The sequence below is a fragment of the Nitrosovibrio tenuis genome (genome assembly GCF_900109785.1).
GTDB lineage: Bacteria > Pseudomonadota > Gammaproteobacteria > Burkholderiales > Nitrosomonadaceae > Nitrosospira > Nitrosospira tenuis_A.
This window is the reverse complement of the sequence record NZ_FOBH01000012.1, coordinates 47,550-71,964: the sequence shown is the minus strand read 5'-3', so window position 1 is coordinate 71,964 and position 24,415 is coordinate 47,550. Positions and strand designations below refer to the sequence as shown.

The following is a 24,415-nucleotide window of genomic DNA, read 5'->3' as shown; positions in this document are numbered from 1 at the left end:
CTGACCCCAAGCGAATACGTTAAAACCAAGCAGGTCAGACTGCCAGAAGCGGCCAGATTCTAGTTTTGAATCCCAGCAGAATTGGGGGGACGTCAGATGGGCCCCGAGGGCAGCTTAATCAAGCTGAATCAAGCATTGGCCGCCAACCCGCCTACTTACCTACATTTATCGACGCATGGTAGTTTTCAACGGCTGAATCCTTTGGGATCTGGGCTGGAATTGGCAAGAAATGACCGCCTGACCGTGGGTGATTTGCTCAGCAAATTCGGAATGCTAAGCGGGAACCGCCTTGCCATATTATCGGCCTGTGAAACCGGGGTTACAAGCACCAATGCTCCAGCCGAGGCAATTGGCCTGCCCGCCGCCTTTATGGGAGCCGGGGCTTCGGGGGTTATTAGTACACTATGGACTGTAGACGATCGATCAACTACGTTCCTGATAAATAAATTTTACGAATTGCATCGTAATAATAATATGGATCCCCCAAAAGCTTTGGCACAAGCACAGAATTGGTTGCGCACAGCTACGTATCAAGATTTGATTTGCATGATTCACTCTGGGAATATTTGAATACATGGTTAAAATCAAACAGAACGGAAGCTCATTCGTTGCAATTTTCGCGTATGGCGAAATTGCTTATGTGGCTTAGGGAAAATGTCGAGCAACGTGCAAACGTAAGGCCTTATCAGGAGTCATATTTCTGGGCAGGATTCGTCTACACAGGAGTGTAAGGTTTACCACATAAGTCAGCTTTGTCACAAATTAGTGGATACGTCTAGCTGGTCGGCTAAATCATTATTATTGATAACGTATTTTATCAATAATAAGATACTACCTTCAACCGAGGCGAACAGGCTTACCATTATTATCGTTCGCCTGGCTTTCAAAGTTCAGTCCCTTACTGGCCTTTTTCTTTTGAAGCTGCTGAGGCTGCTTTAATCGCCGTCCAGGCTTGTTCAGGTTGAGGCTATACTCCCCCGAGTTCTCCTTAAAGCTGTTACAAGGCCTTGACCATGTCTTCGACCACTTTTTTGGCGTCGCCGAAAACCATCATGGTCTTATCCATGTAGAACAGGTCATTGTCAAGGCCGGCGTAGCCTGCCGCCATGCTGCGTTTGACCACCATCACAGTACGTGCTTTGTGGGCTTCCAGAATGGGCATGCCATATATCGGACTGCCCGGAACGTTGGCTGCGGGGTTCACTACGTCATTCGCGCCCAGGATCAGTACCACGTCAGTATTGGGAAAATCGCTGTTGATCTCGTCCATTTCCAGCACCTGCTCGTAGGGTATCTCTGCTTCCGCCAATAACACATTCATGTGTCCCGGCATGCGTCCCGCAACCGGATGAATGGCGAAGCGTACATTGACTCCTTTTGAATGCAGCTTTTCAGCAAGCTCTTTTACCGCATGCTGCGCCCGTGCCACCGCCAGGCCGTAACCGGGAACAATGATCACGGTGTCGGCATTGCCCATCAGGAACGCTGCATCATCGGCACTGCCGCTGCGATAAGTTTTTTGCCCCTGATCGCTTGCCGCCACAGCCCCTCCCTCGCTGCCAAATCCGCCGAGTATGACCGAGAGAAATGGCCTGTTCATGGCCTTGCACATGATGTAGGACAGAATGGCCCCTGAGCTGCCCACCAGTGAACCAGCAATGATGAGCATGGGGTTGCCGAGCGAAAAACCGATTCCCGCCGCGGCCCAGCCGGAATATGAATTCAGCATGGAAATGACAACCGGCATGTCCGCCCCGCCGATGGGGATGATAATAAGAAAACCGAGTACAAAGGCAATTGCGGTCATCGCGGCAAAAGCGGTCCAGTTGGTGGTCTCGCTAAAGAAGAACCACAGGCCGAAAGCGACCATGACGACGGCAAGAATCAGGTTGACCATATGCTGGCCGCCAAAGGTAATCGGCGCGCCGCTCATGCGGCCTGACAGCTTCAGGAAGGCGATGACTGAACCCGACCAGGTCATGGCGCCAATGAATGTGCCGAGAAACAGCTCCAGCTTGCTGCCCATAGGCAGTATGGCGGGCAATCCGAATGAAACGGGATTGTTGACCGCGGCAATGGCGATGAACACCGCCGCCAAACCCACCAGCGAATGCATGAAGGCAACCAACTCCGGCATTGCCGTCATCTGCACCCGCCGCGCCACAACCGCCCCGACGGCGCCGCCCAGGGCGATGCAGGCGAGTATCAGTGCCCAGTTCTTGGTGATTGTAAGTGTCGTGGCGACCGCGATCGCCATCCCCACCATGCCGAATAGATTGCCGCGTCGAGCAGTCAGCGGCGAGCTCAGCCCTTTCAGTGCCAGGATGAAGAAAACCGAGGCGATCAGATACGCGAGTGCGACCGAGTTTGCGGACATTACTAGCTTCCCTTTTTATCTTTTTTTCTGAACATTTCCAGCATGCGCTGCGTAACAAGGAACCCGCCGAATACATTGATCGCGGCAAGCGTTACAGCCACTGCTCCCAACCACACCCCCCAGTCTGTTTCGGCAGGCCCGGCTGCAAGCATCGCACCCACCAGTATGATTCCCGATATCGCGTTGGTGACTGACATGAGCGGTGTATGCAGGGCCGGTGTAACGTTCCACACCACGTGGTAGCCGACGAACACCGCCAACACGAAAACAGTAAGATTGATTATGGTTGGGTCAACTTCGCCAATCATTGATTGCTCCTTGAGATCTGTAGCTTTTTACTCTTAACTACTTATTTGTTAACTATTAACCCGCGAACCGTGACTACTCAGCACTGAAAGCAAGTGATTAAAGCCGTGCATCCGCTCCCGGCTATGCCCGAGCGCGCTCAAGCTTTCTTAACCACTTCCCCGTCCGCGCAGACGAGCGTCCCGGCGATAATTTCGTCCTCGCGGTTAATATTGAATTCGCCGGTCTTCGCATCGAGCATCAGGTTGAGAAAGTTCATCAAATTACGTGCGTACAGGGCGCTGGAATCCGCGGCGACCAGCCCGGGGAGGTTGGCGATGCCGACGAGATGCACACCGTGCTTGACTACAATCTTGTCCAGCTCGGATAAGGGACAGTTACCGCCCGCCTCTACCGCCATGTCGACGATGACCGATCCGGGCTTCATCGCACGAACGGTTTCCTCCTTGATCAATACGGGCGCGGGACGGCCGGGAATCAGCGCCGTGGTAATGATGACGTCGGCCGCGGCAGCCCGCTGATGCACCAGCTCACCCTGACGACGTTTGTAGTCATCCGACATCTCGCGGGCGTAGCCGCCCGCTGTCTCCGCCTGCGCTTTTTCTTCTTCGCTCAGCGGAACCTCGACGAATTTGGCGCCGAGGCTTTCCACCTGTTCTTTTGCCGCGGGGCGCACATCGAACGCCTCAATCACGGCGCCCAGCCGCTTTGCCGTGGCGATAGCCTGCAGGCCTGCGACCCCCGCGCCGAGTACCAGTACCCGCGCCGCCTTGACGGTACCTGCCGCAGTCATCAGCATGGGGAAGAATTTCTGATAGACGTTGGCCGCCATCAGCACTGCCTTGTAGCCCGCGATATTGGCCTGCGACGATAGCACGTCCATGCTCTGGGCGCGGGAAATACGCGGTAGTTTTTCCATTGCAAAGGCGGTCAGGCCATGACGCGCAAGCTCTTCAATGCCTTCGATACGATGCGGAGCAAGCAGGCCCAGCAGCACGGCATCCTTGCGCATCATTTCCAGTTCGGCCGGGTCCGGACCGCGCACCTTAAGCACGATCTGAGATTGACCATACAGCTCTGCCGCGTTTGCAACGATGGTTGCCCCGGCGGCCTGGTAGGCGTCATCGGGTATGCTCGCACCCGCGCCCGCGCCGGACTGTACCAGAACAGTATGAAAACCTTGGGCGGTAAATTTCTTTACCGTTTCCGGCGTGGCCGCGACGCGAGTTTCTCCCCCGCGAATCTCTGCGGGTATGCCTATCTGCATTGATAATCTCCCCTTATCTTTGGAACATTCGCTATTCTTCAGCAAAACCGGCAGAGCCTGGCCGATTGCCCATTTATCGCGAAGCTCGGATTATAAATGAACCTGGACATAATGCATGGCCGGGGTTGACGAAAAACAGCTCGTTCCTGGTGATCTTTCCTGCAACCCGGCCATCCAATGCTTTGGAAAAACCTCTTACTCCGGCCTTCCGGGAAAAGTGATTTCCTATTTGATGGCCGGTTCCATGGTAACTTCAGGCCCAACCTGATCTGCTTCTTTCAGGCAGTGGCTAATCCATCGGGTGGTCAGTTTTTCCTGGACGCTGTTCTGGCGCAAACGCGACGCCAGTCCCCCGAAGTCAACCTGATCAAGTGGCTGATCCTGGTTAAAGCAGGAAAACACGTAGGTAATCTCTCCTGTTGCCGAATTTTTATGAGGTTGCAGGCACTGGGCACAAATCTCCTTCATCATGCACTGCATCGGAGAATTGATTGAACCGATCGCAAAGTGATCCGTTTTTAGATAAGGCTGAAGCTTGTTATGGCGGGCAGCCCCCACTGCTGCCATCATGCGGTCTGAGCCGATGGCAATGATGCGATCCGCATCAGCCAATCGGACTTTCTGAGGACCCAACGCGCCGCTGCCATATGCGGCCATCGCCTCGACAATATTGCCTACATAACTGAGGTCGTCCGGACGGGACGGCTTAAAGCCGGGAGCTTCATCGCAGCACCACACCACCACATCCGCGGCAGCCTCGATTTCCTCAACTTTATAGCGATCAATCAGCTTCTTGTAACCGGCGAAATATAAAATTTTCGATCCCGCGGCCCGTGCTGCCGCGCCAATTGAAAACAACACTGCATTACCCAATCCGCCACCGACCAGCACGACGGTTTCATCCGGCGGAATTTCGGTGGGCGTACCGGTGGGACCCATCAACACCACAGGATCGCCGGGCTTGAGCTTGGCGCATAGATCCGCCGACCCGCCCATTTCCAGGGCAATGAGCGATACCAGTCCGCGAGAGACATCAACCGATGCCCCAGTAAGGGCAATGCCCTCCATCGCCAGTTTCGTATCGCCCGCGGTTGTGGCAAGGGTTGCGAAGTTCTGGAAACGGTAGAACTGACCTGGATGAAAACGTTCCACCGCCATCGGCGCATGCACCACGACCTCTATGATATTGGGAGTAAGCCGCTCGACCTTATGGACGGTGGCGCGCAACTGTCCATTGATTTCAGCAAAAAACAGCCAGGAGGGTTTGAGGGAAGCCGGAGCCAGGCGCTGCAAAATACGGCTTACCACCGGGTAACCCTGCTTGGCGCTGGACATCGCTTTTACCACGTTTCCGGAATAGGAGGGATGCAGATCACCGAAGAAGCTGATGAAACGGCCGTCACTGTTGCGGCTCATCAGCACACTGGGAGTCTCAGGCTTGGGATTTGCGCGCGGCGGGCTGACGGGATCGCCGTTTTCATCGCAAGCCGCAAAATACCGGCCGTTCAGCTTGAAATTCTTATCGTCTTCTCTGGCAAGCACGGTATTGGGCTGGGTGCCGGCCGCAACCAGAACTGCACGAGCCTGCAGCACGGCCTGGCCGGTCTGCTGCCACGAGCCCGTTTCGTCCAGGGACTGCACCGCGAACTGCACCGCTTTCGCATGCTCCCACTTATCGGTTTCCACCCGCACAGGCGTAAGGCCCTCGGCAAACCAGATGCCCTCTTCCAAAGCCTTCTCGACTTCTTCATGATTGAGCGTATATGAAGGGCTGTCGATAAGCCGTTTCCGGTAAGCGATCGTGGCGCCTCCCCAGGACTGGAGCAGTTCCAGGACGCGCGGCTCCCGGCCTTCCTTCTCCGCTTCCTTGCGCTCGGCACGGATGGCGCGAGCATGACTGAGAAATTCCTCGGCAATTTCTCGCTCTTCCTCATCCCATGCGCCACGTATCGCGGCCTCGCCCTGTACGGCTGTAAGGATTTCGTACCGGCGAAGAAATTTGTCCACCTGGACCGGGTAATAAGCAAGCGCTTCCGTTGCCGTATCGATAGCAGTCAGACCTCCGCCAATAACCACTACCGGCAGGCGTAGCTGCATATTGGCAACCGAGTTGATCTGAGCCGCACCGCTCAACTGCAATGCCATCAGGAAGTCGGACGCGGCGCGAACACCGCGCGCCAGGCCGTTGGGCAAATCGAGCACTGTGGGCCGCCCGGCTCCCGCCGCAAGCGCCACATGGTCGAAGCCCATGGCGAACGCGTCATCGGCGGTTAGCGTTCCGCCGAAGCGGACACCGCCAAACAGCGCAAACTCTTCTCTGCGCTCCAGAAGCAAGCGGATCAGCTTGAGAAAGTTTTTATCCCAGCGCACGGTAATGCCGTATTCGGCAACGCCGCCGAACCCCCCTGGCATACGCTCATCCAGGTCTTCAGCCAGATCGGCTGTATCCCTGATAGCACCGAAGGGAACGCGTTCGCCCGATTTGTTCACGCCGGAAATTTCCGGCGACAACGGCTCGATCTTGAGGCCGTCAATGCCAACCACCGTATGACCGTCGTTCATCAAATGATGCGCCAGGGTGTATCCCGCCGGGCCCATTCCCACCACCAGCACCTTCCGGCCCGTCGGCGCCTTCGGCACCGGCCGGTACAGATCGAGCGGATTCCACCGGGTAAGAAGACTGTAGATTTCAAAGCCCCAGGGTAATTCCAGGACATCCTTGAGGGTGCGGGTTTCGGCCTGAGGGATATCGACCGGCTCCTGTTTCTGGTAAATGCAGGATTTCATGCAATCGTTGCAGATCCGGTGGCCAGTACCCGCACACATTGGATTGTCCAGCACGATCATCGCCAGACTGCCCACAGCAATGCCTTGAGTCTTAAGTTTGTGAAACTCGGAGATGCGCTCTTCCAGCGGGCAACCGGTGAGCAGGACACCGAGCTGGCTTTTCTTGAACGACGGGTGTTCTTCCGGGGTTTTAGACTTTTCCTTAAAGCCTTTTGAGCATGAATCCTTTCCTTGCTCGTGGCACCAGATGCAATAATTCGCCTCATCCAGAGCGCCGATCAGATCGGTGCCCGGATCGGTGAGCGCGAAACCTTCCCGGCGGCGTATATGCTCAAGCCGATGAACGGTGTAACCCGCAGAGTTATCGGTATGGGTAGACAGCAGATGCTGGAAATCGAGTTTGGCGGGGACCTTGAATAATACACCGTCCCGGTTGTGCTCCCGCCCTTCCGGTGTTTTCAGGGCCCAGGCGGCGTAGTATAAAGCCGCCTTGAGCCGCTCTTCATTCGCGTTCTCATCCAGCAACCAACTTGTAACGTGGGTTGCATAAGTCAATTCCGAAAAAGGCGCCTCGAATTCAGCAGCCAGTTTTTCTTCCAGCGCTATCCCATCCACCCCAGCCACTTCCGCCTCGCTCACCTTGTTCATCGCCCGGCGCTGGACGAATTGCCTTTTGCAGGAATACAGCGGAGCCAGTTGATGATGGCGAGCGGCAAGTTCGGCAACTTCCTTCTGAATTCCAAACAGCCTGGCAATGAAATCTTCCATCCATGGAGCAATTTCAATCAGCAGGGCAGATTCTGTTTTGCGATCCAGGCTGCCGGGAGCGGAGCGGGCAAGATCGAGGCGAGCCCGCAGCCCGGGTTCTCCTTCCTGTAGAAAATCCAGGAATGCCTGATCCAGTCTCACGAGTCCGTCGCGGCGATACAGGTCGGCGAAAGCCATGCCGAATCCAAGCACGGGAGAAGCCACGGCAATTGTCGCTGAAGGGTGAGGCGCCGATTGTAAACTTGTCATGATAAGGTCATCAAAAGTGATAAAAATGAATCAAGGACGGCAAAAAAAGTTATCCCGATATTTATTAGAGCGTAACTATGCTTAAAGTTTAAAAATCTCGAAATAAGTCTTTTTGCGGGGTATGGTTTATACCCCTGTTGTTTATAACCCCTGTTCACCCTGTTCAATTAGGGAGCTTCTGAATAAGCATCAGCGAGCGAAGACTTACTCGGAGATTACCCAGGCTTTTCCCAGTTAAAAATACAAAAGCGGCAAGGCTATGACCGCCTTGTCGCTCGCCGATTCAAAAATATTGCACCGCAATAACTGAAAATTCCCAGGTTAATCTTTCGCTGCGCAAATCATGCCTGCGGCAACGGTATTGTTATTGGCCTCGTCAATGACAATAAAGCTGCCTGTAGCATGGTTGCGCTGATAGGGATCATGCGCCAGGGGCTGGTGCACTTTTAGCGCTACTCGGCCGATATCATTCATTTTCAAAGTCTCCGCCGCCTCATGACGCAAGGTATTGACGTCCACGCGATAATCTATCCGCGACACCAGCGCCTTCACGACCCGCGTGGTTTGCTTGACAAGATATTTGCGGCGGGGATCGAGACTTTGTTCGGATAACCAGCACAGCATCGCCTCAAACTCCTTGGTGACATGAGGCATAGCAGCGGGTTTTATCAGCATGTCCCCACGGGAAATATCAAGGTGATCTTCAATGGTCAGCGTAACGGACTGCGGTGCCACCGCATAATCGAGAAGACCATCATACGTGACGATTTCCTTGATACGCGAAGTGAGGCCGGAGGGCAGAACCTGCACCGCATCGCCGACACCGATGAAGCCGGATTCGATGCGCCCCATATAACCTCGAAAATCATGGAGTTCCTCGGTCTGGGGACGGCAAACCCATTGCACAGGAAACCGGAAATCGTCGAGATTGATGTCGTGATCGATGGGTACGTTCTCAAGCAAGTCCATCAACGCCATGCCTTGATACCAGTTGAGATTGTCCCCACGCTCGACCACCATGTCGCCGTGTAAAGCAGACATCGGGATGTAGGCTATATTGCTCAGGCTGAGTCCGTCGGCAAAAGTGGCAAAGTCGTTGCAAATGCGCTCGAATACTTCACGGGAATAACCCACCAGATCCATTTTATTGACTGCTACCACCAGATGAGGAATGCCCACGAGACTGGCGAGATAGGCATGACGGCGCGATTGGGTAAGCACCCCCTTCCGCGCGTCAATCAGGATAATGGCAAGATTGGCTGTGGATGCGCCCGTAACCATGTTACGCGTGTATTGCTCATGGCCTGGGGTGTCGGCAATGATAAATTTGCGCTTGGGGGTGGCGAAATAGCGATAGGCAACATCAATCGTAATGCCTTGTTCGCGCTCGGCTTGCAGGCCGTCCGTGAGCAGTGAGAGATCGACACTTTCCATTCCGCGCCGATGTGAAGTGTGGGTGATGGCACTCAACTGATCTTCGAAGATGGACTTGGAATCGTGCAGCAAACGCCCGATCAGCGTACTCTTCCCATCATCCACGCTCCCGGCGGTGATGAAACGCAACAACTGGGTATGATCAAATGAAATACTTTCAATAGCTGACATTCACAATCCCGTTTACAACTCTTTGTAAGTTATTTGTCTTAAAGTTCACCTTTCAAGTACCTTTAGCGCATCCCTGCAATGGCCCTGCCCCCGTGGTCTTCACACCCAGTTGGTCTTCCCACCAAGTTCGCTACGAGTGGATGGCTATGAAGGTTAAGAGAAATCGGAACGGTAGTAAGTAAAGTAAGTAACGGTGGTGCGTAATTGATGAATTCCTGGAAAAGTGTACAACTGCTCCGTGATTTGCCAGGAACTCAGAGGTCCTTCTTTCTCAGAAATACCCTTCTTTTTTGCGCAGCTCCATGGAGGCGTCCGACGTCTGGTCATCCATGCGCGTGGCGCCCCGCTCGGTAATCCTCGTAATCGCTGTTTCCGCTATGATCTCGCCAACACTGACTGCGGTGGATTGCACCGGGCAGGTGCAACTCATATCACCTACCGTCCGGAAGCGCACCACCAGGCTTTCCACCTGTTCCCCTTCCTTGAGCTGTACCAGATGGGACAGGGGTAAAAGTCCCCTATCGCGCCTGATTACGTCGCGTGTATGCGCGAAATAAATATGGGGCACCTCCAGCTCCTCGCGAGCAATGTATTCCCACACGTCAAGTTCCGTCCAGTTGCTGATGGGGAATACGCGTATATTCTCTCCTGGATGAACTCGAGTATTGTAGAGATCCCATAATTCCGGGCGCTGGTTTTTCGGATCCCATTGACCGAATTCATCCCGGAAAGAAAATATCCGCTCTTTAGCCCGCGCTTTTTCCTCGTCGCGGCGTGCGCCTCCAATACAGGCATCAAAACGGAATTCCGCAATGGCGTCCAGCAGTGTCACTGACTGGAATGCGTTGCGGCTCTGGTTCGCTGAGCGTAGCACGACCCTTCCCTGACGAATGGAATCTTCCATACTACGCACGATTAACCGCTCGCCCAATTGTTTGGCGCGGCGGTCGCGAAACTCGATCACTTCAGGAAAATTGTGACCCGTATCGATATGCATTAATGGAAACGGAAAACGCCCTGGGCGGAAAGCTTTTTCCGCCAATCGCAACAGCACGATGGAATCCTTCCCCCCGGAGAACAGTAGCGCCGGATGGGCACATTCGGCCGCCACCTCTCGCATGATATGGATCGCTTCGCTTTCCAGCGCATCCAGATGCCCTAATTGCCGTGCGGTACGGCGCTTAATGGCTACCGGTTCGCTCATGACTGTTGATTCATTCGCGACTGTCGATTCATTCGCAACTGCCGATTCACCAGTGACCGTAGATTTGGTCGTGGCCATTGATTCGTTTTTCATGACAAAACCCGCGACAGGAGTAGTCAGTTCTTCAATATTGTTCAATAAAATATCCATCGGTCCACCTTGACAGTTCTCACGAAACGGGAAAAGTTACAAGAGGCCGGCCTTGCTCCGCCTTTTGGTTCACCTTTCTTGATATGAAAGAGCCAGATCTTCGACCACCGGTTTTTTTTCTACGAAGACAGATGATGCAGAGGCGCGCCGCTTGTCCGGATGCAGGCCACATTCCTTGATTTCCGGGTCCTCCCACCACCACCGGCCAGCTCGAATATCCTCGCCGGGCGTAATAGCGCGCGTGCAAGGCGCACAGCCGATGCTGGCGTAGCCCTTATCATGTAGCGCATTATAGGGAACATCGAATCGTTTCAGATAATCCCACACGTCGGAAAGGCTCCAGTCGAGCAACGGGCTGAATTTTTGAAGACCGTTGCCAGCATCGAACTCCGATTGAGCGAGATCCTTTCTCGTGGGCGCCTGATCGCGGCGCAAGCCCGTAATCCACGCGCGTTTACCGCTCAGAGCGCGTTTCAGCGGTTCCACCTTGCGGATGTGGCAGCAGCTTTTGCGTAATTCCACGCTGTCATAAAATCCGTTGGGTCCATTCTGTGCGACGTATGCTTCCACTGCGGCAGGGTCAGGGAAATATACGGGCACCCGGATGCCATAGCGATCCGCCACCTTCTTCATCAGGCTATAGGTTTCTTCCGGCAGACGCCCGGTATCCAGCGTAAATATCCCGATATCAGGGTAATACCGCGCAATAAGATCCATCAGCACCATATCCTCGGCGCCGAAACTATTGGCAAAAGCGGCTGGGGCATAGTCTGCCTGCACCGTATCCAATACCTTCCGCACTTCAGTAATCTTCTGATCCAGAGTCATTTGCCTGCTTGATAAAGAGTAAAGCGATTAAAATTTGTCAGATCGTCACGGATGACTGTGCCCGCTGTAACAAAGACGCTTGGGCTGAAGCTTTTAACGGCAGCGCGCCGGCCAGATCAAGCTGGCGGTCGAAACCCAGGCAAAACTCAGCAGCTTCAATGGTCCACGCGTCTAGCTCGGAAAACCACTCAGTCAACCGGGCATCGTTCAGTCCTTCGGCCGGAGATGCGAAATCCTCGGCGAATTTGGCCAACTGCCTGGACAGGCGCGGCTTGGTAGGCAACACGCGGCGCAATTCTTCCGACTGTTGCGCCAAATCGTTGAATTTCTGGCCGCCAAGCAATTCGGACACACCTTGGCCAATCAAGCGGGCGATCTCCTCGGCACATTTAACGGAGTCCTCGAATTTTCGTTGAAACTTAAGCGCATCTCGGTAGTTGCGCTCATGAGCCGCATCAAAAAAGCTCGAGCCGATCTTCACCTGGCTCACTCCCGCGCATTCGCCGCCGCCAAGTTGCAATACCTTGAAATCCGCATCCTTGCCATGATCGCGCAGGACGGACTCCAATTCTTCCGGTTTTACTTCAGTTAAATCCGTCAATAGATGGGCAAGGTGGTCTTTACCGACCCGCCGTATCCAGGACGAAAACGTTTCACCCGTCGCGCGGCTGGAATCATAATCCGTCTTGACCCGTTCCACCGCAGTCTCGATGCGTGCCGAGGGTATTGATGGACCTTTGATCGCCAGCGCGCCGCCTGCCATGGCATTTCCGCCAAAATACATCTGATAATGCGGCACGAGCTTGCCATGCATGCGTTTGCCTTCCCCATAAATGCCGATATCGCCCGCCTCTGGCTGGGCACAGCCGTTATGGCATCCGGAAACACGAATTTTCAAATCGTGCAGCCCACCATTCAATTTGGGTCCAACGATCGTGCTTGAAGTTATCCCCAGCCGGCATGTCGAGGTACCCGGGCACGCGACGACGTTGTCGCCGACCTTCGGCTCGCCCAGGCCCAGTAAGGCCACTTCCGCACGCAGGACATCGATTTTTGCCGCCGGTATATTCGGCAAAAACATGTTTTGATCCTGAGTCACCCGGATTTCTTCCAATTCATCGATCTCGGCAATACGGGCAAGACCACGTAACTGTGCAACGTTCAAGTTGCCCATTGGCACGCTGATAGGAAATACGTAGTAACCCGACTGCTTTTGCGCGAACACGTGCCGGGGCGCACCCATACCTGGAACTTCACTGTCCAGACCAGCACTCCATTCGCCCTTCGGATAATCCTGGGCTGCCAGTGCTGCCTGAGTACGAGCCAATTCTTCACGATACTTCGAGACAAATCCCTCGGGACCAAACTTATCAACCAGGAACTTGATCCGCGATTTGGCACGTTTGACCCGATCGGAGTAGCGATTATGCAAGGAGATGATGGCTTCCATCACCATCAGCAAATCCTTTTCCTCGATGAATTCTTCCACAACGATGGCTTCATGCGGTTTATGCCCAAGGCCGCCCCCTGCCAGAACCTTAAAGCCAAAGCGGTCTCTGTTGCGCACCGCGACAATTCCCATGTCGTGCATCATGCCCTGGGCGCAATCGGATTCGCAGGCTGAAAAACTGATCTTGAACTTGCGCGGCATTTGCTGAGTCAACGGATTGCGCAAAAAATGCTGGACCGCACCGTCCAGGTGCTTCGTGACATCTACATGCTGACGGGGACATATGCCCGATAACGGGCATGCGGTAACGTTGCGTATCGTGTTTCCGCATGCCTCGCGGGTCGTCAATCCGGCTGTAGCCAGATGGCGGAGCACTGCCGGCGTATGCTCCAGCGGTACGTAATGCATCTGTATATCCTGGCGTGTCGTGATATGCACAACATCATGGCGCGCATACTTTTCCAGCATATCTGCGATGACATTCAATTGCGGCGCGTTCAGGCGGCCACCAGGCAGCTTGATGCGAACCATATTGACGCCTTCCTGCCGCTGCCCATAAATTCCCATTTGCAGGCGGGTAGCAGTAAAGCGATCGACGTCCATGCTCAGGCTCTGATAATCCTGTAGCGCCTGATCGAACGAATTTATTTCCTCATCATTAGCGAGGTAGTTCAGGTGACTCATCTGTATTCTCCGCAATTAAGGCTAATATCAGTTTGACTCAGGTGAAAGTCGAGACGAACGAGGTTCTGTTTGCTCAAGGTTCTGTTTACTCAAGGTTCCGTTTACTGAGTCCCGCTGAAGACTCCAGTTCATCCGCTGTTACCGGACACTCAGCCTGATCTGACAGGTTCTGCCTTATTACCGGACAAGCCTGAAATCGCATTCGGTTCAGTTTCAATGTCCGGCTCTGGGCTATCTATGGGCTATGTTAAGCGCGCGCCACTACTCACCGTTATCAGAAACCCCTGACAGACAACCTCATATAGTGCCGCGAAACCAGAATAATAGCAATGCAGGTATATATCTCAAAAGAATATTATGTTAGATTATTATAATCTAATCTTATTTAAAGTTCGAATATGAAATTGCAACAGCTACGCTACCTTTGCGAGGTTGCCAACCAGGGTCTGAATTTATCCAAAGCAGCTGAGGTCCTCCATACGTCTCAGCCGGGCATCAGCAAGCAGATTCGTCTTCTGGAAAACGAGCTGGGAGTGGATGTCTTTGTGCGTAATGGCAAGCGTGTGGTTGAAACCACACCCCCAGGACGAGCAATCATCGAAATTGCCGAAAGAATGCTCAGAGATGCGAAAAACCTGAAGCAGGTCGGTCAGGAATTCGCCAACGAAGCCATCGGCTCGCTCACTATCGCTACGACCCATACCCAGGCGCGCTATGCGCTGCCCTCCGCCATCAAGCATTTTACCGCACGTTATCCCAAGGTGAAGCTGATCTTGCGTCAGGGCAGTCCGACGCAGATATCGGAACTGGTCACATCGGGCGTAGCCGATATCGCGATCGCTACCGAGGCCATCGAACTTTTTGATGAGCTCGTGATGCTGCCATGCTATCAGTGGAACCGTTGCGTGGTAGTTCCTCCGCGTCATCCTCTGCTCAGACTTGAGAAATTGACGCTGGAAGCAATCGCTCAATACCCTATTATTACGTATGACTTTGCTTTCACCGGCCGTTCCAAGATCAACCAGGCGTTCGATGCGAAGAAGCTGGTTCCCAATGTCGTGCTAACGGCCATAGACGCGGATGTAATCAAGACCTACGTGGAATTGGGGCTGGGCATCGGCATCGTGGCGCAGATGGCGTTTGACCCCAAGCGCGACAAGCATCTGCGGTCCATCGATGCAAGCCACCTGTTTGAACCGAGTACGACCCGTATCGGTATCGGCCGCAATAGCTATTTGCGCGGATATGTTTACGATTTCATCGAAATTTTCGCCCCTCACCTTGACCACGTCGCAATCAAGATTGCTATGAAAGATAAAGAGCATTCATAGCCATACTCACAGCCACACTCATAGCCAAGGCCTAAAACAAGGTCTCGGGACCGGAGTGTGCTCGCCCGGCATTAAAATCTGTCTTTGCCAGCTGGCCGCTTTTTTGCTTTGGGGGCCTATGTAGTGGGGGTCCATGATTCATAAAGCCATCTCGCGCTTACAACTGCCGGATGTAGGTTGAACGATTCCCCATGGCGATCGGTGCAACCCAAGGCGTTATAATGCCGCTAAGAGCTTTACTGGAAAAATGCCTCATGAATGCAATCAAGCTGCTCCCCGACCTGCTCATCAGCCAGATCGCCGCCGGAGAGGTGGTGGAGCGCCCAGCCTCGGCACTTAAGGAAATGCTGGAAAACAGCGTGGATGCTGGCGCAGCTGACATCACGGTGCAGCTCGTGCAAGGGGGAATCAAGCTGATCCGTGTAATGGATAACGGCACAGGAATTTCAAAAGAGGATATCCCGCTTGCCCTCGCCCGGCATGCGACCAGTAAAATCAGTACATTGGAAGATTTGCAACAGGTGGTAAGCCTGGGTTTTCGTGGCGAAGCTTTGGCAAGTATTGCCGCAGTCTCGCGATTGACGCTTGCGAGCCGCAGAGCGGAGCAAAAACACGCATGGAAAGTACAAGCGGAGAGTGGCCGCCTCTCGCCGCCAGAGCCCGTGGCACTTGCTTCTGGCACCACGGTCGAAATGCATGACCTCTACTTCAACACCCCTGCCCGCCGAAAATTTTTGAAAACCGAAGCCACCGAATTTTCCTATTGCGAGGAAACATTCAAGCGTATCGCATTGTCGCGCCCAGACATCGGTTTTACTCTGCAACATAACGGAACCGTGCGCCGCCACTTGCGCGCGGCGGACCCAAGGTCGCGAATTGCGGCAGTATTGGGCGATGAGTTCAGCCAGACATCGGTCCTTATCGATGAACAGGCGGCGGATTTGCGGTTGTGGGGCTCAGCCGCGTTACCGGCTTATTCACGCGCTTCGCGCGATGCCCAATATTTCTTTGTCAATGGCCGATTCGTGCGCGACAAGCTGATTACTCATGCGCTACGCGAAGCCTATCGGGATGTGCTTCATCTGGACCGCTACCCGGCCTTTGTACTGTTCCTTGAAATGAAAGCGGAAAGCGTGGATGCAAATGTGCATCCTACGAAAATCGAGGTAAGGTTTCGCGATCCGCGAGCACTGCATCAGTTTGTGTTTCATGCAATCGACAAGGCGCTGGCAACGGGACAACCGGCATCCAGAGGCTCAGTCCTGGCAACCGGCGATCAGGAGCACAAACCGAACGACCGAGGAAACACGGATATGGCCATCAATGAAAAGGCAGGCGCCGAATTTTCCGGTTACCCCCGACAAGGCGTCATGTCTTTAAAGTCCTACATCTCGCCTGAGCCTCCGGCAGCGGCACAACCCCAAGCATTCTATTCCGCCCTCTTCGGCGTCGAGGACGACGGCCTAAAATCGGCGCAGACAGTATTGGACATCCACACAGCAGGAACACGCGCTAAAGAACCTGAAGTTCCGCCGCTGGGATTTGCGCTGGGTCAGCTCCGCGGCATTTATATTCTGTCGCAGAATGACCGTGGTCTGCTCATCGTGGATATGCACGCTGCGCACGAGCGTCTCTTGTATGAGAAACTCAAATCAGCGCTGGATAATCACACGCTCGCCATGCAGCCCCTGCTCATTCCGGCTACTTTTTATGCGGATAGCCTGGACATTGTGACCGCTGAGGAAAACAGTGACAGTTTGAGCGAGCTCGGGTTTGAAATCTCTACCTTCTCCCCAACCATGCTGGTGGTACGGTCAGTGCCAGTCGCACTCAAGAATGCCGATGTGGTAAAGCTGGCGCGCGACGTGCTGAGCGACATCCGGGAATTCGGCGCCAGCCAGGCATTGACCAGCAGGCGCAACGAGCTCCTTTCAACTATGGCATGTCACGGTGCGGTTCGCGCCAACCGGATGTTGACTATTCCGGAAATGAATGCGCTGTTGCGCGAGATGGAAGTAACCGAACGCGCCGGCCAATGCAACCATGGTAGACCAACCTGGTTTGAAATCAGTCTTGCAGATCTCGACAAGATGTTCATGCGAGGCAAATAAGAATGAAGCCCGCCGCTGGAACTTGAACTTACATCCCATTATTGCTTACTCTGGTTCTCTCGTTGCGATACATCGCTGATGCGTTTTGGAATGGTAACTGCTTTTTGGCCTTTGGTTCATTTGCGCATCCCATCGTAGCAACTGTCCTTATACTCGGTTCTTATACTCCATCCTTATACGCTTAGGTAAATATGAAGCTGGAGTTGCTGGGAGGCCTCTCGCCTAAAAAGTTTCTCCGCGATTATTGGCAGAAAAAACCTCTGTTGGTACGCGGTGCTCTGCCCGGCTTTCACGGACTGCTGAGCCGGGAAGGTCTTATCGAGCTAGCCCGCCATGATGATGCGCAATCACGGCTTATTATGCAAAGCCAGGGTAAATGGCAAGTCCGGCACGGTCCTTTTTCACCTCGTACCTTTCCCCGCCTGCAAAAAAAAAATTGGACTTTGCTGGTACAGGACGTCAACCACTTTCTACCCTCGGCCCGCAACTTGCTTCTTAAATTCAATTTTATCCCCCACTCGCGACTGGATGACCTGATGGTCAGCTATGCTCCTGAGGAGGGTGGAGTCGGACCGCATTTCGACTCATATGATGTTTTCCTGCTGCAGGGCATGGGGCGCAGACATTGGCAGATATCTGCACAGCGGCAAAAAACACTGATTGCGGATGCGCCTTTGAAAATTCTGCAGGATTTCAAACCGGAGCAGGATTGGGTGCTGGAGCCGGGCGATATGCTATATCTGCCGCCCGGCTATGCACACAACGGCGTGGCAAAGGACCCCTGCATGACTTATTCGATCGGCTTTCGGGCGCCCAGTTACCAGGAACTGGCCACCCAGTTTCTTATATATCTGCAAGACCACAGCGCCATCAATGGAATGTATTGTGACCCGGATATCAGATTGCAGCCCCACCCAGGACGTATCAGTGCCGCAATGTTGCGGCAGGCAGGCGCGGCGCTCGGCAAGATCAGATGGAGCCGTAGCGATGTGGAACACTTTATGGGCATTTATCTCACCGAGCCCAAGCCTCATGTTTTTTTTACACCTCCATCACATCCTGTGGGCGAGCAAGACTTCGCGTATCAGGTTGCTCAGACGGGACTGGAGCTCAACCTGAAAAGCCGCATGCTAGGGAAGAAAAAACGAATTTTTATAAATGGTGAATCTTATACGGTGGGAGCTGCAGCCCGCCGTGTATTGGAAAACCTTGCTGATCATTTTGCTTTACCAATGGTGGAAAACCTTGATAAGGAGAGCCTCGCACTGCTTTATCAATGGTATCTAAATGGTTATGTTGAGTTATCCACCACTGAGAGCATGGTCTTCTAAGACCCGCGGGTTCGGCGTTTTTTTCGACACCACACTCGTCCGTGTCGACCAAGCAGCAAGCGGCTGAATAGCATTCCTCACAGTCGTCGCTGCATGTTGCGCGGAACCTGGTCAGGGTTTTATGATCCAATGGATTGGTTGTTTGACTTCCCTGGTTGTTTGACTTCCCTTTTTGACGAGCTTGAGTGAAGCTGGCAGCTTTCTTGTTTGGCAATGCTTCATAATGTTCAGCTAGCGTTTTGGCGATGCTCTGGGAAGCCCCATGCCCAGCCGATTTCCCGCTACCATTTATGGCTGTGGGATACAACGACTAGACAACATTTCTGAATTCTGCTATTAAGATAGTGGCTATTACGATATAGTGGTTTCTCAGATTTTGAATGGCCGAAACTCATCTATAATTTTTTGGTGGTTCGTTATAACTTCTTATAAGGAGATTAAAAAAATGAAGTACTCGCTCCTCGCTATCGCCTTGGCATCACTAACACTTACCGCATGTGATCAGATGAAAGAGCATAAGCCCGGAGAAGGAAAGCCGGGACAATATCCCCCCAGCCTATGGGAAAAACGTGAAGGGCAAGTCAGTGATGCTGACATCGAAGCAGCCCAGAAAGCTGAAGCGGAGGCAAATAAAAGAAATGAGTCCTCACAACAACAACCCAAGCCGTAACCAGGCAATTCTGAAAAAAGCCGTCCTTCGGGACGGCATTTTTTTGGTCAAGACCGATGTAAAGCGCAGCGGATCAATTCACTTTCAGATTTTTATGACTTAACGCTTTTATGTTATATTACGGTTTTTTAGTAATGACTTTTAGGATGATTGAATAATGAAATACTCCTCGATCCTCGCTGTTTCGTTGGCAGCGTTGATGCTGTCTGCTTGTGAATATAAAAAACATCCAATGGATAAGCCGCCTCCCTCTGCAATGGCTGAGCGTGACTCCGCTCCGAAATTTGACGAGCTTGACAAGGAAGGGGGAGCTGAATCTCAAGCTGGTACAAGCGGCGCTGGTGTCAAGAAGGAAGAACCCCATAAATAGCATAGTTAGTGCTTTAGTATAACGTTATGCTAGGTTCTCACCTCGGTTAGCGGCAAAATTACACTTTTAAGCGTAAATTTGCATGCTTTTGCTATATACTGTCGCCTGCTACAATCTCTTTATACTTTATTAAGGAAGCCCCATATGAAATATTCAGTCCTCGCGGCCGCTTTAGTGGCCCTTAGCCTGACAGCATGTGATAGACCCAAACAGGCAATGCCCGAAAATTCCACCACCTACGGAACCAGAACCGAAGAAGGAACAACGTTGGATCAGGAGCGTGCTGCAACCGGTCCGTCCTCAGCTCCCGCTGACAAAACCGCCGCCGCACCGAAGAGTGAGGAGGATGAATATGCTGGTAAAGCCGTTCTGCCAGGTCATGCCCTCGATGGCAATGGCAACCCCGTAAAGCCGGGTCAAAGCGCCATTCCGGAAGGTCATTGAGAACAGTTGTATAAGCAAAAAAGCCATCCGTGTGGATGGCTTTTTTATTGCCTAAAACCCATACTTGGGTTGAGAGGCGCAAATTAATATATATCACCGGGGCCAGAACATGCTTACTGTTCGAAGGTGAGAGACGTGTTCGAGGTCCGTCCAGGGTTGAAGGATCAAGCATTTTCACTATATACTATAGTATAGCTCTACCACTTCTTTTTATACTTTTTACAGGAATTGACTAATGAGACTCACGCTCCTCTCTGCTACCTTGGTGGCACTCACCATGACTGCCTGTGGTAAGCCGAACCAGGCGCTTCCCGAGCAGGAAAAAGATAACTTCGCCAAAATAACCAAGCAACAAGGTGCCGCTGGATCAGCTCCAGCCGCTCCGGCAGCTCCTGGCGGATCAACCGCCCCTGAGAGTGCCAGCGGCGATGCAGCCAAAAAATAAGTAAGGCGTGAATATAGTAACGCTAAAGGCTGGGCCGTAAAGTGACCCGTAACCCAGCCTCAACGAAAGCCGCTCTACGGAGCGGTTTTTTTATCGCCATTTTCTTGCTTTCCGAGAAAGCAGATGAGTTCAGATGAGTTGGCGCCAACCAAAACCATCGTCTTGGCTCGCAACCCCAATCCAGTCTGTTCCGCAATTCAGCACGCTGCTCAACATGGTTTGCGCAAGCAGTGGGGTATTATTTTTTTGGCTCAGATGAGCCGCAATAACGTGTTGAAGACGGCTGCAATCGAGATTTGCCAGGAGTTCCGCTGAGGCAGCGTTCTCAAGGTGTCCAAAGCGCCCACCAACGCGCTGCTTGAGGCTCCATGGGTAATCGCTGTTTGCGAGCAACTGCGCATCGTGGTTACACTCCAATACCAAAGCATGGCAATTTCTCAGGGTCGCCTCGATATGGGGCGTCGAGCATCCGGTATCTGTCAACACGCCTAATCGCAATGCACCATCGCTGAATACAAATTGCGCCGGCTCGTGGGCGTCGTGCGGAACAGGATAAGGCTCGATCTCGATACCATCAATAGAGAAGCGCTGGTAGCCATCTATAACGTTTACCTCTGACAACGGCCCGAATATCTTCTCCACACTACGCAGAGTGCCATGCGTTAACCATACCGGGACACCGAACTTGCGCGCAAACCGCGCCACGCCGCCGATATGGTCGTCGTGCTCGTGAGTCACGACAATTCCGTCTATTGTATCGGGCTCAAGTCCGAGCCGGGAAAGACGAATAATTGTTTCCTTAAGCGTAAATCCGCAATCCAGCAATAATCTTGTATCCGCCACCTCAACCACAAGACCGTTTCCACGTGAACCGCTACCCAGGCAGGCAAAACGCATACTGATACTGACAAAAAATAAAATGAGAAAAAGTGTTATACAGCAATCGCGAACTTATTGTTGAGAACAAGCCTGAATACGGCTGAACATGCCGCTACGAGGCCAGGGATTGCGCTAGCCTGAGACGCTCCTTGCCATTCAAAAGCAGCCTGGATATCTCAGTCGAGGGGAGTGGGCGCGCAAAATAATAGCCCTGAATTTCATCGCATCCTCGCTCGCGTAAAAAAACAAGCTGTTCAACCGTTTCCACGCCCTCAGCTACAACCTTGACGTCCAGGCTGTGGGCCATGTCAATGATCGCGGTAGTAATTGCAGCGTCTGCAGGGTTGGTGGTGACATTCATAATAAACGCACGGTCGATTTTAAGCACATCAATAGGGAAGCGCTTTACGTAGGCGAGACTGGAATAACCGGTACCGAAATCATCGATTGAAATTCGGATACCGAGCATTTTCAATCTCTTGAGGACGCCGACCGTTTTTTTTGCATGCGTCATCAGCGAACTTTCCGTTAGCTCCAATTCCAGCAAATCGGAATCGATGCTGTTTTCTCTTAAAGCTCTTTCCGTCTGTAATTCAAATTCGAGCAATTGCGGATGTACGCCATTTTCTTCGGTAATCCGGATAACGTCCCGGTTTAGCGTGATCTGGGAAAACTGTCGTCCCGATACATTTACCGATATCGGCATCTCTCCGATTCCCCCATGCCTCCACTCGGCGATTTGCTTGCAAGCGGTCTCGATAACCCATGTTCCGACCTGATTAATCAGCCCGGTCTGTTCCAGGACGGGAATAAACTCCGAAGGCGGAACAAAGCCATATCCGGGACGATTCCACCGTATCAGAGCCTCGACCCCCGTGATCTCTCCCTTGTGCAGTTCGACCTTGGGCTGGTAATGTAAAACGAATTCATTACGCTCGAGCGCATTCCGTAGTGCATTTTCCTGTTCCAGCTTCCGGATTGCCCGTGCGTTCATTTCCGCAGTAAAGAAACGGTAGGTATCTCTGCCTGCCTTTTTAGACCGGCACATGGCGATATCGCCGTTTTTAACCAAGGTGTCCGCGTCGAGCGAATCAGCCGGGTACACACTGATTCCCATGCTCGCCGTTACCGCAATCATATTTTTCTGGACTTCGAAAGGCTGGCGCAACGCTGCTCTTATCTTGCTTGCGACGACGCCCGCATTTCCTGAACCATCAGGAGTAACCAGAATGCACCCAAACTCATCCCCTCCCAGCCTTGCAACCATATCCCTCACACGCAGGCAATCCAGTAATCGGAGGCTGAATTGGCGCAATACCTCATCCCCAACAGCGTGCCCCAACGTATCGTTAATACCTTTGAAATTGTCGATATCGAGATACAACACGGAGATGGTGCGGTGATTCGTTTCGGCCTGCTTGATCATCTTCCTGAGCGACTCATAAAACAGGGTCCGATTGGGAAGACTGGTAAGCGCATCATAATGGGCAAGCCGCAGCAGTCGCTGGTCGGCCTCCTTGCGGTGCGTAATGTCATCCATGATCCCTACCACGCGATGCACCCCCATCGCATCCTTGATCGGAAAAGTACGGGAATGGACCCAGCGTACGGAGTTATCCGATGACAGCAAACGATAATCATGATCCACGCCGCCATACGGTAACTCTTTCGACTCATGGATTACCCGCTGTTTATCCTCCGGATGAACCGCCTCAAGAAATTTCTCCAGTCGGTCGCCAGGAGCAACCTGACGGCCGGTCATTTTTTCCCATGCCGGGTTGATATAGCGGAATGTTTTATCTTTGACATCCCAGATCCAGAAAACCTGTGGAAGATTATCCGCAAGCTGATCGAACAACTCTTCGGTTTCACGCAGGGGAGCCGTCCGCTCGCTGAGCATATTTTTCCGACCTGCCATAGATTGCTGCAACTCTTTCTGCAGCAGCCTGATTTCCAGAACATCGCGAATATGGGTCAACACCTCGAGCCTATCATAAGGCTTGCTGATAAAACCTTTTGCGCCTGCTTGCAACGCCCGCTTCTTATGCTCCACCTGGGCAGTAATGACCAGGACGGGAAGAGATTCGCCGGGCTCGATTTCCTCAATTTCCCTTAACCCCTCCATAACCCGGAATCCGTCCATTTTGGGCATCATCATATCGAGCAGGATGAGATCGTACCGCTTCGCGCGGTGAAGGTTGCACACTTCGAGCGGATTCGTTGTCGAGGAAACTGAAACATAACCGGCCGCGCGAAGTATGCTTCGGATCAGTTCAACGTTATTCTCCCTATCGTCTACGACCAGGATTTTCGCATTGAAAATATCGGGAGAAAAGGACATCGAGTTCCTAAATTTTATTGGGCTAGATTTTTAGCTTTCGCAACTTGCCACTTTTTGGCAATGTGTTTGCCACTTATCAAGGCACACTTCCGGATGAACAGCCGAGGATTACCATCGATAGATCGAGGCGAAATCAATATTCCCGTACATTCCCGTGCATCAGTTTTTTATGCGCCTGCATTATGCTACGCTCAAAGCAGAATTCGTGCCAATTAATTAAGGTACTGTTTCCACTCATTTGGCCCGTTTAGTGCGGGAAGACAACCATATCTAATGTAAAATTTGCCGATAAGCCGGCGGCATGGAATGTTCCAAAAAAAACCGGGCGTAAAGTCCGTCTGATTAACAATAAATTGTACGATATTCTAGAGATTGAATAAATCCGGGCCGGCCTATGCTGCATAACTTGACTGAATTTCTGGCCCATTGCGGAATAACCGCGTTTTCACTCTGGCTCGTGAGCTTCATGTTTCACGGGATCTCATTTTCCAACAAAAAATCATTGATCTTGTCGGCAATTCTGCTCGGTCTTGCCAACGCAGTGATCAGACCGGTCGTAATCGTTTTGACAATCCCCCTGACGCTCATCACTTTTGGGCTGTTTCTGTTCGTCATAAATGCCCTGATGATGCTTCTGGTGTCCGCGCTTGTCCCCGGGTTCAGGGTTTCGGGCTTTTGGACAGCGTTTTTCGCCAGTATCGTCGTCACTATTATAAGCCTGCTGGTAGGCTCGCTGCTGTTCCAATATGACAACAGCCTGCTTAATGTTCCGGCGAATCAGGGCGTGATGGTTTGATTGAGTGTGTAATTCAACAGAA

19 protein-coding genes are annotated in these 24,415 nt (G+C 52.7%); 9 read left to right on the top strand and 10 right to left on the bottom strand.

Going from position 1 to position 24,415, the window contains the following annotated elements:
- Positions 1 to 96 precede the first annotated feature (96 nt).
- A complete protein-coding gene (locus BMX00_RS12390; RefSeq protein ID WP_177171857.1) occupies positions 97 to 570 on the top strand; it encodes a CHAT domain-containing protein in 474 nt (157 codons plus the stop codon).
- Between the two features lie 427 nt (positions 571 to 997).
- Here BMX00_RS12390 and BMX00_RS12385 read toward each other — a convergent pair whose 3' ends face one another.
- The 8 genes from BMX00_RS12385 to BMX00_RS12350 form a co-directional block, all read right to left on the bottom strand.
- Positions 998 to 2,377, bottom strand: coding sequence for an NAD(P)(+) transhydrogenase (Re/Si-specific) subunit beta (locus tag BMX00_RS12385; protein ID WP_090829330.1), 1,380 nt, complete (start codon positions 2,375 to 2,377; stop codon positions 998 to 1,000).
- 2 nt (positions 2,378 to 2,379) lie between these two features.
- The gene (locus BMX00_RS12380) at positions 2,380 to 2,685 is read right to left on the bottom strand and encodes an NAD(P) transhydrogenase subunit alpha part 2 (protein WP_025041967.1); all 306 of its coding nucleotides are present in this window, start codon (positions 2,683 to 2,685) and stop codon (positions 2,380 to 2,382) included.
- Between the two features lie 137 nt (positions 2,686 to 2,822).
- Positions 2,823 to 3,950, bottom strand: coding sequence for a Re/Si-specific NAD(P)(+) transhydrogenase subunit alpha (locus BMX00_RS12375; protein ID WP_090829329.1), 1,128 nt, complete (start codon positions 3,948 to 3,950; stop codon positions 2,823 to 2,825).
- A gap of 225 nt (positions 3,951 to 4,175) precedes the next feature.
- Positions 4,176 to 7,754, bottom strand: a complete 3,579-nt coding sequence (locus BMX00_RS12370; RefSeq protein WP_090829328.1) for an FAD-dependent oxidoreductase — start codon at positions 7,752 to 7,754, stop codon at positions 4,176 to 4,178.
- Between the two features lie 321 nt (positions 7,755 to 8,075).
- The gene (cysN, locus tag BMX00_RS12365; protein ID WP_090829327.1) at positions 8,076 to 9,359 is read right to left on the bottom strand and encodes a sulfate adenylyltransferase subunit CysN; all 1,284 of its coding nucleotides are present in this window, start codon (positions 9,357 to 9,359) and stop codon (positions 8,076 to 8,078) included.
- Between the two features lie 271 nt (positions 9,360 to 9,630).
- The gene (cysD, locus tag BMX00_RS12360) at positions 9,631 to 10,563 is read right to left on the bottom strand and encodes a sulfate adenylyltransferase subunit CysD (protein ID WP_090829339.1); all 933 of its coding nucleotides are present in this window, start codon (positions 10,561 to 10,563) and stop codon (positions 9,631 to 9,633) included.
- 219 nt (positions 10,564 to 10,782) lie between these two features.
- Positions 10,783 to 11,541, bottom strand: coding sequence for a phosphoadenylyl-sulfate reductase (locus BMX00_RS12355; RefSeq protein WP_090829326.1), 759 nt, complete (start codon positions 11,539 to 11,541; stop codon positions 10,783 to 10,785).
- Between the two features lie 37 nt (positions 11,542 to 11,578).
- Positions 11,579 to 13,675, bottom strand: a complete 2,097-nt coding sequence (locus BMX00_RS12350) for a nitrite/sulfite reductase (protein ID WP_090829325.1) — start codon at positions 13,673 to 13,675, stop codon at positions 11,579 to 11,581.
- A gap of 398 nt (positions 13,676 to 14,073) precedes the next feature.
- Between BMX00_RS12350 and cysB the strand changes: the two genes are divergently transcribed.
- From cysB to BMX00_RS12315, 7 genes are all read left to right on the top strand, one after another.
- The gene (gene cysB / locus BMX00_RS12345; RefSeq protein ID WP_090829324.1) at positions 14,074 to 15,006 is read left to right on the top strand and encodes an HTH-type transcriptional regulator CysB; all 933 of its coding nucleotides are present in this window, start codon (positions 14,074 to 14,076) and stop codon (positions 15,004 to 15,006) included.
- A 254-nt stretch (positions 15,007 to 15,260) separates the two neighbouring features.
- Positions 15,261 to 17,117, top strand: a complete 1,857-nt coding sequence (gene mutL / locus BMX00_RS12340) for a DNA mismatch repair endonuclease MutL (protein WP_090829323.1) — start codon at positions 15,261 to 15,263, stop codon at positions 17,115 to 17,117.
- Between the two features lie 191 nt (positions 17,118 to 17,308).
- Positions 17,309 to 18,448, top strand: coding sequence for a cupin domain-containing protein (locus BMX00_RS12335; protein ID WP_090829322.1), 1,140 nt, complete (start codon positions 17,309 to 17,311; stop codon positions 18,446 to 18,448).
- A gap of 445 nt (positions 18,449 to 18,893) precedes the next feature.
- The gene (locus tag BMX00_RS12330) at positions 18,894 to 19,118 is read left to right on the top strand and encodes a hypothetical protein (RefSeq protein ID WP_090829321.1); all 225 of its coding nucleotides are present in this window, start codon (positions 18,894 to 18,896) and stop codon (positions 19,116 to 19,118) included.
- Positions 19,119 to 19,275: 157 nt separating this feature from the next.
- The gene (locus BMX00_RS12325) at positions 19,276 to 19,488 is read left to right on the top strand and encodes a hypothetical protein (protein WP_090829320.1); all 213 of its coding nucleotides are present in this window, start codon (positions 19,276 to 19,278) and stop codon (positions 19,486 to 19,488) included.
- A 144-nt stretch (positions 19,489 to 19,632) separates the two neighbouring features.
- Positions 19,633 to 19,932 carry a hypothetical protein gene (locus BMX00_RS12320; RefSeq protein ID WP_090829319.1) on the top strand — a complete coding sequence of 100 codons (300 nt, stop codon included), beginning with the start codon at positions 19,633 to 19,635 and terminating at the stop codon, positions 19,930 to 19,932.
- A 235-nt stretch (positions 19,933 to 20,167) separates the two neighbouring features.
- Positions 20,168 to 20,377 (top strand): hypothetical protein, encoded by a 210-nt coding sequence (locus tag BMX00_RS12315; RefSeq protein WP_090829318.1) that lies wholly within the window; start codon positions 20,168 to 20,170, stop codon positions 20,375 to 20,377.
- A 129-nt stretch (positions 20,378 to 20,506) separates the two neighbouring features.
- Here BMX00_RS12315 and BMX00_RS12310 read toward each other — a convergent pair whose 3' ends face one another.
- Both BMX00_RS12310 and BMX00_RS12305 read right to left on the bottom strand, forming a co-directional pair.
- Complete coding sequence (locus BMX00_RS12310; RefSeq protein WP_090829317.1) at positions 20,507 to 21,274, bottom strand: MBL fold metallo-hydrolase; 768 nt, start codon at positions 21,272 to 21,274, stop codon at positions 20,507 to 20,509.
- A gap of 94 nt (positions 21,275 to 21,368) precedes the next feature.
- On the bottom strand, positions 21,369 to 23,597 hold the full coding sequence (locus BMX00_RS12305) for an EAL domain-containing response regulator (protein WP_090829316.1): 2,229 nt from the start codon (positions 23,595 to 23,597) through the stop codon (positions 21,369 to 21,371).
- Positions 23,598 to 23,991: 394 nt separating this feature from the next.
- Between BMX00_RS12305 and BMX00_RS12300 the strand changes: the two genes are divergently transcribed.
- The gene (locus BMX00_RS12300) at positions 23,992 to 24,393 is read left to right on the top strand and encodes a phage holin family protein (protein WP_090829315.1); all 402 of its coding nucleotides are present in this window, start codon (positions 23,992 to 23,994) and stop codon (positions 24,391 to 24,393) included.
- Positions 24,394 to 24,415 lie beyond the last annotated feature (22 nt).

Bases quoted from the DNA above. Each gene is read 5' to 3' on its own strand.
- BMX00_RS12390 (WP_177171857.1), top strand. From the start codon at position 97: ATGGGCCCCGAGGGCAGCTTAATCAAGCTGAATCAAGCATTGGCCGCC.
- BMX00_RS12385 (WP_090829330.1), bottom strand. From the start codon at position 2,377: ATGTCCGCAAACTCGGTCGCACTCGCGTATCTGATCGCCTCGGTTTTC.
- BMX00_RS12380 (WP_025041967.1), bottom strand. From the start codon at position 2,685: ATGATTGGCGAAGTTGACCCAACCATAATCAATCTTACTGTTTTCGTG.
- BMX00_RS12375 (WP_090829329.1), bottom strand. From the start codon at position 3,950: ATGCAGATAGGCATACCCGCAGAGATTCGCGGGGGAGAAACTCGCGTC.
- BMX00_RS12370 (WP_090829328.1), bottom strand. From the start codon at position 7,754: ATGACAAGTTTACAATCGGCGCCTCACCCTTCAGCGACAATTGCCGTG.
- cysN (WP_090829327.1), bottom strand. From the start codon at position 9,359: ATGTCAGCTATTGAAAGTATTTCATTTGATCATACCCAGTTGTTGCGT.
- cysD (WP_090829339.1), bottom strand. From the start codon at position 10,563: ATGAGCGAACCGGTAGCCATTAAGCGCCGTACCGCACGGCAATTAGGG.
- BMX00_RS12355 (WP_090829326.1), bottom strand. From the start codon at position 11,541: ATGACTCTGGATCAGAAGATTACTGAAGTGCGGAAGGTATTGGATACG.
- BMX00_RS12350 (WP_090829325.1), bottom strand. From the start codon at position 13,675: ATGAGTCACCTGAACTACCTCGCTAATGATGAGGAAATAAATTCGTTC.
- cysB (WP_090829324.1), top strand. From the start codon at position 14,074: ATGAAATTGCAACAGCTACGCTACCTTTGCGAGGTTGCCAACCAGGGT.
- mutL (WP_090829323.1), top strand. From the start codon at position 15,261: ATGAATGCAATCAAGCTGCTCCCCGACCTGCTCATCAGCCAGATCGCC.
- BMX00_RS12335 (WP_090829322.1), top strand. From the start codon at position 17,309: ATGAAGCTGGAGTTGCTGGGAGGCCTCTCGCCTAAAAAGTTTCTCCGC.
- BMX00_RS12330 (WP_090829321.1), top strand. From the start codon at position 18,894: ATGAAGTACTCGCTCCTCGCTATCGCCTTGGCATCACTAACACTTACC.
- BMX00_RS12325 (WP_090829320.1), top strand. From the start codon at position 19,276: ATGAAATACTCCTCGATCCTCGCTGTTTCGTTGGCAGCGTTGATGCTG.
- BMX00_RS12320 (WP_090829319.1), top strand. From the start codon at position 19,633: ATGAAATATTCAGTCCTCGCGGCCGCTTTAGTGGCCCTTAGCCTGACA.
- BMX00_RS12315 (WP_090829318.1), top strand. From the start codon at position 20,168: ATGAGACTCACGCTCCTCTCTGCTACCTTGGTGGCACTCACCATGACT.
- BMX00_RS12310 (WP_090829317.1), bottom strand. From the start codon at position 21,274: ATGCGTTTTGCCTGCCTGGGTAGCGGTTCACGTGGAAACGGTCTTGTG.
- BMX00_RS12305 (WP_090829316.1), bottom strand. From the start codon at position 23,597: ATGTCCTTTTCTCCCGATATTTTCAATGCGAAAATCCTGGTCGTAGAC.
- BMX00_RS12300 (WP_090829315.1), top strand. From the start codon at position 23,992: ATGCTGCATAACTTGACTGAATTTCTGGCCCATTGCGGAATAACCGCG.